The sequence below is a fragment of the Alteromonas sp. ABH4_453 genome (assembly GCF_056160665.1).
In genome coordinates this window covers 435,593-451,406 of record NZ_JBSWXP010000004.1, presented here as the reverse complement: position 1 = coordinate 451,406, position 15,814 = coordinate 435,593, and the positions used below count along the sequence as shown (strand labels likewise).

The window sequence follows — 15,814 nt, the reverse complement described above, 5'->3', positions numbered from 1 at the left end:
TCCGAAGAAAGCGGCAAGAGATAAGGATCTAATCAGGATTAAACTCTATTGCTATACCAGGCACTTTGGGCTGAAGATAAACACAACGTCCTTCAACAATAAGAGCGACAGGCTGTTCGTTTAGAAAAATGACCGGCACGCCATTTCGCTGCCATCGCGGCACGCGCCACACCTTAAACCACTCTTTCAACAGCTTAGATACGCTCGCGCTCTCTGGCTTTACTTTAAGGTTGCGCGCGTTGGTTTGCAAAGCAACCTTATCGCCATTTTTCTGGTCTGATGATGTGACCCTTATATTTCCGTCTAACCACGGAAGGGGGGTAACTTGCCCTAACGCCAATTCAAGGTTTTGCGGAATTTCGTGGTTGGCGTTCACCACCCAATAAAGATCTTGGTCAAACCGCGTTACCTTGCCCCATTTAAAGTTTACTTCTGGGGCTGCGTCGTGCTTTGCTTTTAACATAGCAATCACTTGGTCTGTTTGTGCTTTTGAAGGCGACAACTCGCCTTGTGATTTAAACCAAGCGCGAATGACCATGGCCTGCCAAGGTAAAGACAAGTCAGCAAGTTTCTGTCCATCTAGCCTGAGATCTGTGCGTTTACAATCTTCAAAATATTTTTGGGCAGAATCGCTGACTAGTGTGCTTTGTTCAGCACAAAGCTCGGCGCTGCGCCCCACGGTTTTGGTTAACTTAGGCCATCTGGCCAGCAAGTGAGGTATAATTTCGTTCCTTAAGAAGTTCCTATCAAAGCTATTTTGCTGATTAGATTCATCCTCAACCCACTGCAACATTTCCTCTTCGGCATAAGCAATAATGTCGGCTTTCTCTAGGGATAGCATGGGTCGCATTATCAAGGTGTCACCTCGGTACTGAACTTCTCCCATACCCGCTAAGCCCTGAGGACCAGCACCGCGTTTAAGCTGAAGCAATACGGTTTCAAGCTGATCTTCGGCATGTTGTCCCAATAACAGTACACCGCCTATTTGGTCACACACTTCTAACAATGCGTTGTATCGAACCTTACGCGCTTCTGCTTCCAGGCTTTTTCTCGACCCCGTATCAACATCAACTCGATACAAATGAAATGCTACGTCTTCAAGACGACACTGTAATTCGCAGTGCTTTGCCCACTGTTCGGCATTATCACTTAAACCGTGATGTACATGTACAGCATGAATTGGAGTTCCATATTGCTCCCTGTACGCGACGACAGCTTGAAGCAGAACGGTGGAATCCACACCTCCGCTGTAAGCAACTACTAAAGGCGTTTGAAGTGGTCGCTTTACATCAGTTAGTGACGTGGCTATGCGGTTGACGATATATGCGATTGTTGGGGATTGTAGAGGGGTCACAGACCGGTAATACCTTATTGTTTCAACGCTATATTTTACTGAGGTTTAACTTTGTATTTGGCTAAGCACTGGCTTTCTAATAACACAAGGGGGTTGGTTACCTTTGGTAAACAACCCCCTTGTTCGTATACGACACTACATGACCGACATGAATTAAGCCGCCGCTCGCTAGTTTTTATAGCAAGCGTTTAAACTGATAAAACGTAGCTGTACGTAGCGGCTAAATGCACCTTTCATGCTAGTTTTCTTAATGAACTTAGCAATAACCGAACGACATCAAACGCTGGTAACGCTCTTCCATCAATTTAGTCTTGTCTAACTCTTTAAGCTGATTAAGCTGTTGCTTAATTACGGCCTTCAAATTAGCGGCCATACCATTGTGATCGCGATGAGCGCCACCTAGCGGCTCTTCAACAATACTATTAATTAGACCCAGCTCTTTAATTTGTGGCGCACTTACACCCATTGCTTCAGCAGCTAATGGTGCTTTTTCTGCGCTTTTCCACAAAATAGATGCACAGCCTTCAGGTGAAATTACCGAGTATGTAGAATATTGAAGCATATTAACGCGATCGCCAACACCAATTGCCAGTGCACCACCTGAACCACCTTCACCAATTACCGTACATACGATTGGAACAGTCAGCTCAGCCATCTCGAATAGGTTTTTTGCGATGGCTTCACTTTGCCCACGCTCTTCAGCACCCACACCTGGATAAGCTCCCGGTGTATCGATAAAGGTGATGATAGGCATGTTAAAGCGCTCAGCCATCTTCATAAGACGCAAGGCTTTACGGTAGCCTTCTGGTTTAGGCATACCGAAGTTACGCTTAATTTTTTCGTTGGTGTCACGCCCTTTCTGATGACCAATAATCATCACCGGCTGGTCATCTAGCATTGCTGGACCGCCAACAATCGCTTTATCGTCAGCAAACGCGCGGTCGCCAGCAAGCTCGTCGAATTCTGTAAAAATACGAGGAATGTAATCTAACGTGTATGGACGCATTGGGTGACGTGCAAGTTGAGAAACTTGCCATGCGCCAAGATCAGAAAAGATCTTTTTAGTCAGCTCTGCGCTTTTACCGCGAAGCTTATTGATTTCTTCTTCAATACCAACGTCAAACTCGCCACCTTGATTCACCAACCTAAGCTCTTCAATTTTTGCTTCTAGTTCGGCTATTGGCTGTTCAAAGTCCAAAAACTGTATACTCATTTCATGTCCTATTCGTACTACGCTCGTCTATGCAAACGCGAGATGTCCAATCTATCGAACTCTAGCCCTTAATGGTAGAGAATTGAAACGGCTTTGTCTCCCAAACATTGTTTGAGATCGTGCAAAAGTTGGTCTTCAGGGGTAACGTACCATCTTGCCCCACACGCTAAGGTTGCTTCAGCGTCTGGATGGGTTACCGCTAACTGAACAGGACAACTTCCGCCGTTAAATGCCTGCAGGATAGATTGCATCTGACTCATTTTCTTCGGTTCAAGCAGCTGGGTATCAATATTTAGTGCCAGCGCTCTCGCGTTTTTCTCTCGTGCCTGAACAATGTCCATTACATCACGGGCGGTGATTGTATTGCCCCCAGAGAAATCATCAAAGCTGACCTGTCCCTTTATAAGCAATATTCTGTCAGTTTCTAACACACTTTCGAACTGCTCGTACATATCGGGGAAGAAACGTACGTCTATTCTGGCACTCTTATCATCCAGTGTCACTATGGCCCAGCGACGACCCCGCTTGTTCGTCATAACACGCACCCCAAGAACCAATCCTACAGCGCTGGCCATTTGGTCCTTGTTCGTTGGTTTTAAATCAACTAAACGGCCATCGGTGTAGTAGCGCAGTTCTTCAGCGTACTGATTAATAGGGTGGCCGGTCAAGTACAAGCCTAGGGTATCTTTTTCACCTTCCAACCACACTTTTTCGGGCCACTCAGGGACGTCAGCAAAGGCTTGCTTCACGTCTTCTGGCTCGGTAGTAAGCAGCCCGAACATGTCTGACTGACCAAACGACTCGGCTTTCGCGTGTTGCCCTGCTGCAGCAAGGGCCTCTGGCAAGCTCGCCATAAGGCTTGCGCGATGGGGGCCTAAGTTGTCCATTGCGCCTGCTAACACTAGCTTTTCAAGTACTCGCTTGTTTACGCGTTTAATGTCTATCTTTGCGCAGAAATCAAAAAGGTCCTTAAATGCCCCTTGGGTCTCCCGCGCTTCTATAATCGCTTCAATTGGGCCTTCACCTACCCCTTTAATCGCACCGATACCGTAAACAATGCGGCCTTCGCTATCCACGGTAAATTTGTATTTACCCGCGTTTAAATCTGGCGGCAGTATTTCAATACCCATACGCTCGCACTCATCGACCAGCGTCACGATTTTATCGGTGTTATCCATATCTGCCGACATTACCGCAGCCATGAATTCAGCCGGATAATGCACTTTCAGCCACAAAGTCTGGTACGACACCAAGGCGTAAGCAGCAGAGTGAGATTTGTTAAAGCCGTAACCCGCGAACTTTTCTACCAAGTCGAAAATTTTCATTGCTAGGTCTGGGTCAATATTATTGCCCTTCGCACCCTCGGCGAACGTGCCGCGCTGCTTCGCCATCTCTTCTGGCTTTTTCTTACCCATGGCTCGGCGAAGCAAGTCTGCACCACCCAGCGAGTAGCCCGCCATTTCCTGGGCTATCTGCATTACCTGTTCCTGATACAAGATAATGCCGTAGGTAGGCTCTAGAATTTCCTGCAAGCACTCGTGCTGATATTCAGCATCGGGGTAGGAAATTTCTTCTCGCCCGTGCTTACGGTCGATAAAGTTATCTACCATGCCCGACTGCAATGGACCTGGACGGAACAGGGCCACCAGTGCGATGATATCTTCGAAGCAGTCAGGTTTAAGGCGCTTAATCAGCTCTTTCATGCCGCGAGATTCTAGCTGGAATACGGCGGTGGTCTCGGCGTTTTGTAACGTTCTAAAGCTCTTAGGATCTTCAAGCGGAATAGCGCTGATATCGACATCAACGTTCTTCCCTTCCTTTATCATATCTATTGCCCACTGAATGATCGTCAGCGTACGAAGACCTAGGAAGTCAAACTTTACTAGTCCAGCGGTTTCAACGTCGTTTTTGTCAAACTGTGTTACCGGGTTATTACCTTCGTCATCACAATACAACGGTGAGAAATCAGTAATCGTGGTTGGCGCAATAACAACACCACCGGCATGTTTACCGGCATTTCGGGTAACCCCTTCAAGTATTCGCGCCATATCGATAAGGTCTTTCACTTCCTCATCGCTTTCGTACACTTCTGGCAGCTGAGGTTCGGCAGCGAACGCTTTTTCTAACGTCATGCCAGGATCGGGTGGAATAAGCTTTGAGATCCTGTCTACAAAGCCGTAAGGATGACCAAGCACACGGCCCACATCGCGCACTACCGCTTTTGCCGCCATAGTACCGAAGGTAATGATCTGCGATACCGCCTGACGCCCGTAAAGCTCGGCAACGTGATCGATTACCTCATCTCGTCTATCCATACAGAAATCGACGTCAAAGTCGGGCATGGATACACGCTCTGGGTTCAAGAAACGTTCGAATAGCAAATCGAATTCTAGCGGGTCTAGGTCGGTAATTTTTAGGGCATAGGCCACCAATGAACCCGCACCGGAACCACGCCCTGGCCCTACAGGAATACCGTTATCCTTACTCCACTGAATGAACTCCATTACGATAAGGAAGTAGCCCGGGAATCCCATTTGGTTAATAACTTCAAGCTCAATGCGAAGTCGGTCATCGTACTCTGGACGCTTTGCTTTGCGCACTTCTTCGTCGGGAAAAAGAAATTCTAGACGTTCTTCTAACCCTTCCTCAGATACCTTAACCAAGAAGTCTTCAGTGGTCATGCCGCCGGTTGGAAACTGCGGCAAGAAGTACTCGTTTAACCGTACGGTAACGTTACAGCGCTTGGCAATTTCAACCGTATTTTCTATGGCTTCAGGGATATCGCTAAATAACTCAACCATTTCCTCCGCAGTGCGCAGATATTGCTGTTCACTGTATCGTTTAGGGCGGCGGTTATCATCAAGCGTGTAGCCATCGTGAATACATACACGAATTTCGTGAGCGTCAAAGCCTTCACGGTCAATAAAGCACACTTCATTGGTGGCTACCACGGGTAAGCCGCGCTGCTCAGCAAGCTCTACGGCATGGTGTAAGTAATCTTCTTCGCCTTGTCTACCGGTTCTAATAAGCTCTAAATAAAAACGGTCGGGAAAATGAGTTTGATAAAACTCTAGGGCGCTATCGAGAATTTTGGCGTTATTTTTCATTAAACCCACGCCGATATCGCCGTGCTGTGCGCCAGATAAAACAATCACACCTTCACTGTGCTCTGCCAACCATTCTTGATCAATGACCGCTCGGTGTGAGAGGTGCCCGCGAAGATAGGCCTTGGAGATAAGAATAGTAATGTTCTTATATCCCTCATTATTCATCGCAATAAGGGTTAGTCTGAAAGGTTCATCGCCAAAGACTTCATTAGTCACCCAAAAATCAGTGCCGATGATGGGCTTAATACCTAAGTTATGTGCTTCGGAATAAAATTTTACCAAACCACACATATTCATTTGGTCGGTGATTGCCACGGCAGGCATGCCAAGCGCGGACACTTTACCTAAAATAGGCTTAACCTTATTCAGGCCGTCCATCATCGAAAAGTCGCTGTGAACACGTAAATGAATAAATGGCGATGACATGATGTTATTTCTCTTCGAGTAGCGCTTTTACGGGTTTAAAACTTTTGCGATAGCAATCTAAGATGCCATATTCGGCGATGGCTTCAAAGTGTGCTTTTGTGGGGTAACCTTTGTGCCCGGCAAAGTTATATTGTGGATAGGCCTCGTGAAGGGAAATCATATCGTTATCTCGCTCTACCTTGGCAATAATGGAAGCTGCTGAAATTTCAGCGTGTAGGCTATCTCCCTTCACCACCGCTTCAGAGTCAAAGTTCCACGCCGGAACGCGGTTGCCGTCTACACGCACAAAGTCAGGTTTTACGGGCAAACCCTCGACGGCACGGATCATAGCGAGCATGGTAGCGTGCAGTATATTAAGTTTGTCTATTTCTTCTGGACTCGCTCTTCCGATATTCCAGTAGAGCGCTTTTTCACGAATTTCTTGGGCAAGGGCTACACGTTTTTTTTCACTCAGTTTTTTTGAGTCGGTTAGCCCTTCAATGGGGTTTTCTGGGTCGAGAATGACCGCAGCGGTGACCACATCACCTACCAATGGGCCGCGACCTACTTCATCAACACCGGCAATTAACTTATGCAAACAATTCCTCCACGACAGCTTTTGCTGCTGTTTTATCAGCGTTGCATTTTAGCGTATGGTGGAGGTCGGTGAAACGGGAAATAAGCGCAGAATTATCACTTTCGAAGAAGTTAAGTAGCTGATTGCTCATATTCTCTACGTTTACTTCATCTTGCAGTAATTCAGGAATAATCGCCTCGTCTGCTAAGAGGTTTGGCAACGTGAAGAAAGGCGCTTTATACAAGCGCTGCATAATTTTATACGTGAGTGGTGCAAGTAAATAAGCTGCTACCATGGGGCGCTTGCACAACATAGCTTCTAAGGTAGCCGTGCCTGATGCTAGCAATATTACATCGCTAGCTATCATCGCATCCCGCGATGTACCTTGGGTTACCTGAATGGGTAAACGTTCTTCAGCATTATCAGCTTCCAGCAAGAGTGCTTTTATTTGCTCAAGACGATACTCGTTGGCAGCAGGGATAAGAAATTGAATGTCACTGCGTTTAGCATGAATAGCTTCGATGGTTTTCAGAAACACGGGAAGTAGCGTATCTACTTCGCCTCTTCGTGAGCCGGGAAGTACAGCCAATATATGAGCATGACTATCTAGACCTAATGCCTGCCTTGCCGCATTCTGGTCGGGCTCAATCGCTATAGCGTCAGCCATTGTATGCCCAACAAAGGTATAAGGAACATTGTACTTATCGTAAACCTGCTGCTCGAAGGGAAATAAACCCAACACGCGATTAGTCGCTTTCGCTATTTTATGGATGCGCTTTTCACGCCACGCCCACACGGTAGGGCTCACATAATGCATAGTTTTAATACCGCGAGCTTTAAGCGCTTTTTCTACGCGAAGATTAAAATCAGGTGCATCAATGCCTACGAAAATATCTGGCGGGTTGTGCTCGAAGTGAGCGAGTAGCTGCTTTTTCACTTTCAAGATGGCAGGTAGGTGGGAAAGGACTTCAACAAGCCCCATAACCGACAAGGTTTCCATATCAAAGAGACTGTGGAAACCTGCGTTTATCATATTTGGACCGCCAATACCTTCGATAATAGCATCAGGGTATTGACGTTTTAACTCTGCAACCATTCCAGCGGCAAGGACGTCACCAGAGGGCTCTCCGGCAACCATGCCGATACGAATTGGTTTAGACATAATTAGCGAATAATGCCTCGCTTCGAGTCTTGTAAAAACTGAACCATTAGCGCCACACCATCAAACTTTTGTGCTGGTTCAGCAAGCTTGCCCACTGCTTCGTCAATAGTATTGCCTTCACGATAAATGGCTTTGTAAGCGCGCTTGATTTCAAGCACTTCTTCTTTTGAGAAACCGCGGCGTTTTAAACCTTCAGAGTTTATCCCTTGAGGAATATTCTTTTGACCACTAACCATAACAAAAGGTGGTACGTCACGCAGAATAATACCGCCTGCTCCTAAAAATGCATGAGCGCCTATTTTGCAGAACTGGTGGATACCTGTTGCACCGCCAATAATCACGAAATCATCAATGTGTACATGGCCGGCCACAGCTACATTGTTGGCAATTATGATGTCATCGCCAAGAACACAGTCATGGGCGATGTGGGCATTAGCCATAAAGAGCCCACGGGAACCAATAATGGTAATACTGTTATCTTGGACAGTGCCGCGGTGAACGGTTACCCCTTCTCTGAATTCGTTGTCATCGCCGATAACAAGTTCAGTAGGTTCGCCAGCATATTTCTTATCTTGGCAGTCTTCACCTATAGAAGAAAACTGATAAAACTTATTGTTTTTACCGATACGCGTTGGGCCGCGTACCACCACATGTGATTTCAGAATACAGCCATCGCCGATGGTGACGTTGTCGTCTACCACACAAAATGGACCTATAGTGACATTTTCACCAATTTTTGCACTTTCTGAAATTACCGCAGTAGGATGGATCACGTTACGCTATCTCTCTCATCGCACACATAAACTCTGCACTACAAGCTATGTCGCCGTCGACACTTGCAGTACCTTTAAATTTCCAAATCCCTCTGCGCTCTTTTACCAGAGCTACGTCAAACTCAAGCTTATCGCCCGGAACAACTGGACGTTTAAAGCGTGCGTTATCAATCCCTGCATATAAGTATAACTTATCATTGTTGCCCATGGTCTTAAAACCTAAAACACCGGCGGCCTGTGCCATCGCTTCAAGAATTAATACGCCCGGGAAAATTGGCTGACCGGGGAAGTGCCCCATGAAACACGGCTCGTTGATAGTGATATTTTTATAAGCCTTTACAGACTCACCAAGAACGTAATCAGTGACACGGTCAACAAGTAGGAATGGGTACCTGTGTGGTAGCAGCTCCAAAATTTCCTGAATTTCAATGGTATTAAGTGAATTGGCCAAAAACTTTCTCCTATATACAAGCATGACCTACAACAGTGACAAACCAATACCGATGATGAACTGGTTTTAGGGTCAAACTCGCCGTAAAAATAAAAACGGCGGCAACCATACGCTGTAAAGCGCAAAAAACAAATCAGACCAACACCTTTAAAGGGGTTGGCCTGACAAATTTTAACTGACTAGAGTCCGCAACCTTCGATGTGCAAAGAAGAGCAACAGACCCTTGTGACGTTATTAGTTAGTTTTGCTTACTTGCTGAAGTACTTGTTCAGATAAGTCGTGCTCTTCTTTTGCAAAAGCTACTGCACCTGCGTTAAGCACTAGGTCGTAACCTTGCTTCGCTGCAACAGAGTCGATAGCTTGCTTGATAAGGCCAAGCAACTTGTTACGCTCTTCATTGCTGCGACGTTGAATGTTCTGTTGTAAAGGCTGACCTTTCTTAGATAGCTCTTCACGTACTGACAAGATTTTTTGTTCTAGTTCTTTCTTCTCTGTGTCGCTCATTGTTGCTGCGTCACGCTGAAGACGTTCTGCGTAGAACTGACCGTCGCGCTGTAGTTGATTCACTTCTTCTAGCTGGTCTTTAAACTCAGCTTGAATCGCATTTTGAATCTCAGCCGCTTGAGGCATCGCTTGAAAAATACTTTGCACATCAACAACAGCCATTTTCTGTTCAGCCATTACAGATGTACTTACTAAAGCGCTACCCAACATTGCTCCTGCAACGATATGTTTAACCAACTGTTTCAAAGGGAACTCCTTTTGTGAATCTTATTATAGAGCGCGGTTCAAACGCGCTCCCTTTAATGTCTTAGAAAGTTTGACCAATATTGAAAGTGAAGAATCTTGCATCATCACCATCACGCTGCTGTATCGCTTTCGAGAAGCTGAATACCATCGGTCCCATTGGTGAAATCCACTGAACCGATATGCCTGCCGAGCTACGATACAGACTCCAGTCAGAATAGTCCAATAGCTCACCACGTTGAGTTGGTGCTACATTAAACTGACGGTAGTAGTCATAATCGAACTCAGTATCCCATACGTTACCCACATCCACAAACAAACTTGTGCGAACTGAGTTATCCATTTCTTCATCTACAAATGGCGTTGGAACAATTAGCTCAACGCCACCAAGCGCCATAGCGTTACCACCTAGGCTTCGCGTCGACCAAGAAAGTGCAGCGTCAGCTGGATCTGCTGGGAACACTTCGCCATCTGGGCCGGTAATGCTTCCCGAGTTACCAAGGAAAACACCCCGAGGGCCTACTGTATTGTTTTCAAACCCACGCAGTGAATCTGAACCACCAGCCGTAAAGTTTTCAGTAAACGGCAGTATTTGTTCGTTGCCGTTAATGTCGCCATAGCCATTACCATATCCAAGTCGAATACGGGTTAAGAATGACCAGCGTTGATTACGCGAGAGCGGGAAATACCACTTGCCATCAAATACGGTTTTAAAATAATTAACGTCTGAGTTTGGCGTAGTAATACTAACTGACGCACGTTGAGAAGAACCTGCCGTTGGGAATAGACCACGGTTAAGCGTGCTTCTGCTCCAGCTTACACTGGCTAGGTAGCTATCGTACTTAATTGCAGCATCAGGGTCTTCACCGTTTGTAAACTGGTTGTAGAATTGCTCAGTTTGCTCGTAATAGCCACGGTTAAATAGCTCGACATTACTGTAGGTCAAACCAAAATTAATACGGTTAAACTCGTTAATTGGATAACCAATATTAGCACCGATTGACCAACGCTTAGAGTTGTACTGAATAACGTTAAAGTCTGAACCATCAAACTCGCTGTATCCTAAACTACCCCCCAAACTTATCCCATCAATCGTAAAGTAGGGGTCATTATAGGTGATCTGTGCGCTGCGCTGATACGACACCGTGCTCAGGTTTAGACCGACACGTTTACCCGTCCCCAAGAAGTTATCTTGCTGGATGCCAGCCTGAAGGCTTAGTTTAGTTCTGTCACCATAACCGATACCCGCATTAAATGAGCCTGAAGGCTGCTCCTTTACGTTATAGTTAACGTCGACTTTATCTTCAGAGCCAGGAATACGTACAGTTTCAAACTCAACTTCTTCCATGTAGGTAAGACGAGAAAGTTGGTTCTTAGAAGACTCCAGTAAGTTATTCGAAAGCCAGGTGCCTTCCATTTGACTCACATTCTGACGAAGCACGCTATCGGCGGTTACCACATTACCGTTAAACTTAATCCGGTTAACGTAAATACGCTTTCCAGGATCAACAGATAAGGTCAGTTTAACCGTTTTGTCTTCGTCATTAATTTCAGGTACGGTAGTTACTGTTGGGTAGGCATAACCGAAGCGACCAAGATACTTACTGATGAACTCTTCTGTGTAAGTCACTTCCGCTTGGTTGTATAGCTCGCCTTCTGTCAACGGCAATACGCGTTCTATATATTCTTCGTGACCAAGTACATCACCCACCAGCTCCACTTCAGAAATGGTGTATTGCTCACCTTCTGTCACGTTCATGGCAATATAAATACCCGACTTTTCCGGGGTCATCGACACTTGAGTAGAGTCAACGTTAAATCGAAGGTAACCACGGTTAAGATAGTGGTTACGCAGGGTTTCCATATCACCTTGCAAGGTCTGTTGCTGGTAGCGTGTTTCCGATAAGAAATCCCACCACGGCGTGTCATACTGTAGTTCAAACGCATCCATCAACTCTTCGTCTGAGAAGATTTCATTACCTACAATATTAATCTGTTCAATTTCAGCCGCATCACCCTCTTCAAAAAGTAGTTTCAGATCAACACGGTTACGCGGTAACGGCGTGATAATAGCCGTTACGTCAGCATTATATTTACCTATGCTGTAAAAGAAGTCTTTAAGGCCATTCTCAATAGAGGTTAGTACGGTCTTGTCAAGTGGCTCACCAATTCGAACACCGTTTCCATCCAAGCTTTCTTGAAGCTGCTCATCTTTAATATCATCGTTACCTTCAAAGATAATATTACTGATAGTTGGGCGCTCGGCCACACGCACAACGAGCGTGTTACCATCACGAAGAATTTCAACATTTTCAAAGTGAGTTGAAGAGTACAACGAGCGAATAAGCTGCGTTACCCTGAATGTATTAAGCTCGTCGCCAACTTGAACGGGCAAGTAGGTTAAGGCTGCACCAAGTGCAACTCGTTGCAAACCTTCTACGCGAATGTCTTCAACGACAAATTCACTGTCTTGCGCCGCAGCATTGGCAAAGCTAGCACTGGAAAGAATGGCTCCGGCTGCTACTAACTGTTTTAACTTCATCTATTTTTCTTTTCCTGGCCGCGTTTTGTATTAGCTGTTTTGTACTTCCTGATTTGTATCAGGTTATGCGAGCGATATCGTTAAAAATTGCGATACCCATGATCATAAACAGAAGCACGCCACCTATTCTGTAACCCCATTCCTGTACCGCTTCAGGCACAGGTTTGCCTGTGATCCACTCCACGATAAAAAACATGAGGTGACCACCGTCAAGCATGGGCAAGGGTAATAAATTTATTATGCCTAAATTTACGCTTATTAAGGCAAGAAAACTCAAAAAGTACGCAAGTCCATACCCAGCACTTGTTCCCGCACCTTGAGCAATTGAGATAGGCCCACTCAAATTCTTCACTGACACGTCGCCCGTGATGAGCTTACCTATCATTTCGACACTGAGTGTCATAAGACGCCATGTTTTATCTAGCGCCTTCCCAATAGCCTCTATAATGCCATATTGATGCGTAAACACATACCCTTCTGGCCAAGGCTCAAATGTTGGGCTTACACCGAGATATCCACTTTGCCCTTGTGGTGTATCGCGGCGCGCTATCGTGGCATCTAACGTTAGTTGCTGTCCATCCCTTTGTATATCAAGAGATATACTTTCACCGGGGCTTTCAACAATAACGTCAACCAAACCTTCCCACGACGTCAATTTAGAGCCATTTAGTGCGACAAGTTCATCACCGGGTTTCAACCCTGCTTCATGCGCCGCGCTTCCCTCACCAACAAACCCAACGGTTAACGTTGCATCTGGACGATAAGGGGTTAACCCTAAGCTGCTTAAAGGAGACTCGCTATCTGGGTCAAAGTTCCAAGAACCCAGTGTAAAAGTCAGTTCTTTTTCGATATTTGATGAATTTTTAACCGTGACTGTGGTTTTTTCTGACCCTATGTTAGAGACAACTTCTAAATTAACCGCTTCCCAGTCCGGTGTAATTCTATCGCCGATCTTAATGATTTCATCACCAGATTGAACGCCTGCTACTGCTGCAATGCTTTGTGGTTCGACAACTTTAACTACCGGCTTTACGGTTTCTAAACCGACAAGATACATAAGCCAGAGTGCAAAAAATGCAAAAATAAAATTAACGCCAGGACCTGCCGCAATAACCGCCATGCGCTGCAACACGGGTTTGTTGTTAAACGCTTTATCTTCTAACTCAGGCGGTACGTCATCAATGCGTCCGTCGAGCATGCGTACGTATCCACCAAGTGGAATCATGGCAATAACATATTCAGTGCCCGATTTGCTTGTCTTACGCCATATAGGCTTTCCAAAACCAATTGAGAAGCGCTCTACCTGTACACCGCATTTACGAGCCACATAAAAATGGCCCCATTCATGTACGGCAACCAAAATACCTAGGGCTACAATGAATGCACCAAGGCTCCATAAAAATGCTAGCACTGGAATTTACCTCGAATAATCTCGTTAGCCTTTGTTCTTGCTAAGCTGTCTTGCTCTAGTATTTGCTGAATAGAATTGACCGACACATAGGGCATAGAATTAAGCGTGGCATCATTCACTTTGGCAATATCGCAAAACTGAATCTTGCCTTCTAAAAAGGCTTCAACTGCCACTTCGTTTGACGCGTTCACTCGCGTTGTTGCACATTGCCCCTCTTTACAAGCATCAATAGCCAGCTTCAAATTGGGATAGCGTTCAAAACACGGAGTTTGAAAACTGAAATTGGCAATATCAGAAAAGTCCAGCGGCGTTACGCCCGCTTCAATTCGCTCTGGATGCGCCAAACCATAGGCAATAGGGGTGCGCATGTCAGGGTTACCCATCTGTGCGATTACCGAACCATCAACATATTGCACCATAGAATGAATAATACTTTGCGGGTGAATAACCACATCAATATCATCTGCACCAGCACCGAACAGCCAACAGGCTTCAATAAACTCCAACCCCTTATTCATCATAGTTGCAGAATCGATTGTAATTTTTCTGCCCATCGACCAATTAGGGTGTGTGCTGGCTTCATCGATTGTGATTGATGAGAAGCTATCAAGCGGCCTTTCTCTAAACGGACCACCAGACCCCGTTAAGAGAATTTTACGAATGCCGGATGCAGCAAAGTTACCGTATTCATAATCGTGCGGGAGACACTGGAATATGGCGTTGTGTTCGCTGTCGATAGGAAGGATTTCAGCACCGCTTTGGTTCGCCGCCTCAATAAATAAGGCACCAGACATGACTAACGCTTCTTTATTGGCAAGCAAAACCCGTTTACCCGCTTTTACTGCTGCCAGTGTGGGTAAAAGACCTGCTGCACCAACGATGGCTGCCATTACAGCATCAACTTCAGGCGCGCTTGACACTTCTTCCAGCGCATTTGCACCAGCAAGAATTTCTGCATCCACACCATATTGGGACGCTAACTCGCAGGCTAGTTTGTAATTAGCGTCATCAGCAATTACCACATAGCGCGGCGCGCATTTCTGGGCCTGTTCCATAAGCAACTCAAGCTGAGCGTTACCAGTAATAGCAAAAACGCGGTATTTGTCTGGGTGGCGATTTATTACGTCGAGTGTATTACAACCAATGGAGCCTGTGGCCCCTAACACTGTTACTGTTTGCATTACGCCATCCAGGTTACATAGCAGAACGCAAAAACAGGGAATGCTGCGGTTAAGCTGTCGATTCTATCAAGCACACCACCGTGCCCAGGGAGAATTTTGCCGCTGTCTTTAATGCCCGCACAACGCTTAAGCATGCTTTCGTTTAAATCGCCAAGGGCGGAAACAGCCACCGTAATACCGCCAATAGCAAGGTGAAGCCAAATACGCGAAGGCTCTACCTGATAGTGAAGGGCCGCAAAAGCGATAATAGCGAACGAAGCCGCAATACCGCCTAACAAGCCTTCTAAACTTTTACCTGGCGATACGTTAGGGCGTAACTTGTGGCGTCCGAATTTTACGCCAACAAAGAATGCACCTATATCTGCAGCCCAAACAATCCCCAGCACATAGAAAATGAGTGAAGCACCGTAAAACGGGTCAACATCGTGCAAGCTCGTGCGAAGTGCAACAACCGCTACCCATGTTGGTATTAGCGTAAGCGCCCCGAATAGAGTTCTAACGCTACGACTGTCTTTCCAGAATTTAGAGTATTTAGGATAGGCAAGCACCATAAACAAAGAGGCTATCCACCATAATACGGCAACCGTTAATATGGCACGGTATAAACCATGTAATTGCCCCTGGTACCAAATTGTGCTGGCATCAACAATAAGAGACAAAGCAATGCATATAGCAAAGGCTCCTGCCATATAAATAAGTTTTTTAGGACGTTCACATACGCCTGACATATTCGCCCATTCATAAGCACCAATACCGACTACACCGGCAATGGCTATTTCAAACCAAAAAATAGGAAGAAAAAGAATAGCGTAAAGCGCCAGTGGCGCGAGGATTAATGCAGTTATTATTCGTTGTTTTAGCATAATTTGCCCTTGGCTATCGTTACCAGGG

At 45.8% G+C, this 15,814-nt stretch carries 12 protein-coding genes; all 12 read right to left on the bottom strand.

What is annotated here, in order from left to right:
- Positions 1–28: 28 nt before the first annotated feature.
- On the bottom strand, positions 29–1,354 hold the full coding sequence (gene tilS, locus ACXAGV_RS10725; RefSeq protein ID WP_474873235.1) for a tRNA lysidine(34) synthetase TilS: 1,326 nt from the start codon (positions 1,352–1,354) through the stop codon (positions 29–31).
- A 256-nt stretch (positions 1,355–1,610) separates the two neighbouring features.
- Positions 1,611–2,567, bottom strand: a complete 957-nt coding sequence (accA, locus tag ACXAGV_RS10720) for an acetyl-CoA carboxylase carboxyl transferase subunit alpha (protein WP_014948567.1) — start codon at positions 2,565–2,567, stop codon at positions 1,611–1,613.
- A 68-nt stretch (positions 2,568–2,635) separates the two neighbouring features.
- Positions 2,636–6,100 (bottom strand): DNA polymerase III subunit alpha, encoded by a 3,465-nt coding sequence (gene dnaE, locus ACXAGV_RS10715; RefSeq protein WP_474873234.1) that lies wholly within the window; start codon positions 6,098–6,100, stop codon positions 2,636–2,638.
- A 4-nt stretch (positions 6,101–6,104) separates the two neighbouring features.
- Positions 6,105–6,677 carry a ribonuclease HII gene (gene rnhB / locus ACXAGV_RS10710; protein ID WP_474830434.1) on the bottom strand — a complete coding sequence of 191 codons (573 nt, stop codon included), beginning with the start codon at positions 6,675–6,677 and terminating at the stop codon, positions 6,105–6,107.
- Positions 6,670–7,818 carry a lipid-A-disaccharide synthase gene (gene lpxB, locus ACXAGV_RS10705; protein ID WP_474873233.1) on the bottom strand — a complete coding sequence of 383 codons (1,149 nt, stop codon included), beginning with the start codon at positions 7,816–7,818 and terminating at the stop codon, positions 6,670–6,672. Before lpxB ends, rnhB begins: the two co-directional genes overlap by 8 nt.
- 2 nt (positions 7,819–7,820) lie before the next feature.
- Positions 7,821–8,591: an acyl-ACP--UDP-N-acetylglucosamine O-acyltransferase gene (lpxA, locus tag ACXAGV_RS10700; protein WP_474873232.1), complete on the bottom strand. Its 771-nt coding sequence runs from the start codon at positions 8,589–8,591 to the stop codon at positions 7,821–7,823.
- A 1-nt stretch (position 8,592) separates the two neighbouring features.
- Entirely contained in the window at positions 8,593–9,042 is a 450-nt protein-coding gene (gene fabZ / locus ACXAGV_RS10695; RefSeq protein ID WP_118490056.1) for a 3-hydroxyacyl-ACP dehydratase FabZ, read from the bottom strand.
- Positions 9,043–9,276: 234 nt separating this feature from the next.
- Positions 9,277–9,792 (bottom strand): OmpH family outer membrane protein, encoded by a 516-nt coding sequence (locus ACXAGV_RS10690; protein WP_474873231.1) that lies wholly within the window; start codon positions 9,790–9,792, stop codon positions 9,277–9,279.
- Positions 9,793–9,853: 61 nt separating this feature from the next.
- Complete coding sequence (gene bamA / locus ACXAGV_RS10685; protein ID WP_474873230.1) at positions 9,854–12,331, bottom strand: outer membrane protein assembly factor BamA; 2,478 nt, start codon at positions 12,329–12,331, stop codon at positions 9,854–9,856.
- Between the two features lie 58 nt (positions 12,332–12,389).
- A complete protein-coding gene (rseP, locus tag ACXAGV_RS10680; RefSeq protein ID WP_474873229.1) occupies positions 12,390–13,742 on the bottom strand; it encodes a sigma E protease regulator RseP in 1,353 nt (450 codons plus the stop codon).
- On the bottom strand, positions 13,736–14,923 hold the full coding sequence (gene ispC / locus ACXAGV_RS10675; protein WP_474873228.1) for a 1-deoxy-D-xylulose-5-phosphate reductoisomerase: 1,188 nt from the start codon (positions 14,921–14,923) through the stop codon (positions 13,736–13,738). Before ispC ends, rseP begins: the two co-directional genes overlap by 7 nt.
- The gene (locus tag ACXAGV_RS10670) at positions 14,923–15,786 is read right to left on the bottom strand and encodes a phosphatidate cytidylyltransferase (protein ID WP_014948557.1); all 864 of its coding nucleotides are present in this window, start codon (positions 15,784–15,786) and stop codon (positions 14,923–14,925) included. Before ACXAGV_RS10670 ends, ispC begins: the two co-directional genes overlap by 1 nt.
- Between the last annotated feature and the right edge of the window lie 28 nt (positions 15,787–15,814).

Coding starts and splice junctions, on each gene's coding strand:
- accA (WP_014948567.1), bottom strand. CDS start 2,567: ATGAGTATACAGTTTTTGGACTTTGAACAGCCAATAGCCGAACTAGAA.
- dnaE (WP_474873234.1), bottom strand. CDS start 6,100: ATGTCATCGCCATTTATTCATTTACGTGTTCACAGCGACTTTTCGATG.
- lpxB (WP_474873233.1), bottom strand. CDS start 7,818: ATGTCTAAACCAATTCGTATCGGCATGGTTGCCGGAGAGCCCTCTGGT.
- bamA (WP_474873230.1), bottom strand. CDS start 12,331: ATGAAGTTAAAACAGTTAGTAGCAGCCGGAGCCATTCTTTCCAGTGCT.
- ispC (WP_474873228.1), bottom strand. CDS start 14,923: ATGCAAACAGTAACAGTGTTAGGGGCCACAGGCTCCATTGGTTGTAAT.
- ACXAGV_RS10670 (WP_014948557.1), bottom strand. CDS start 15,786: ATGCTAAAACAACGAATAATAACTGCATTAATCCTCGCGCCACTGGCG.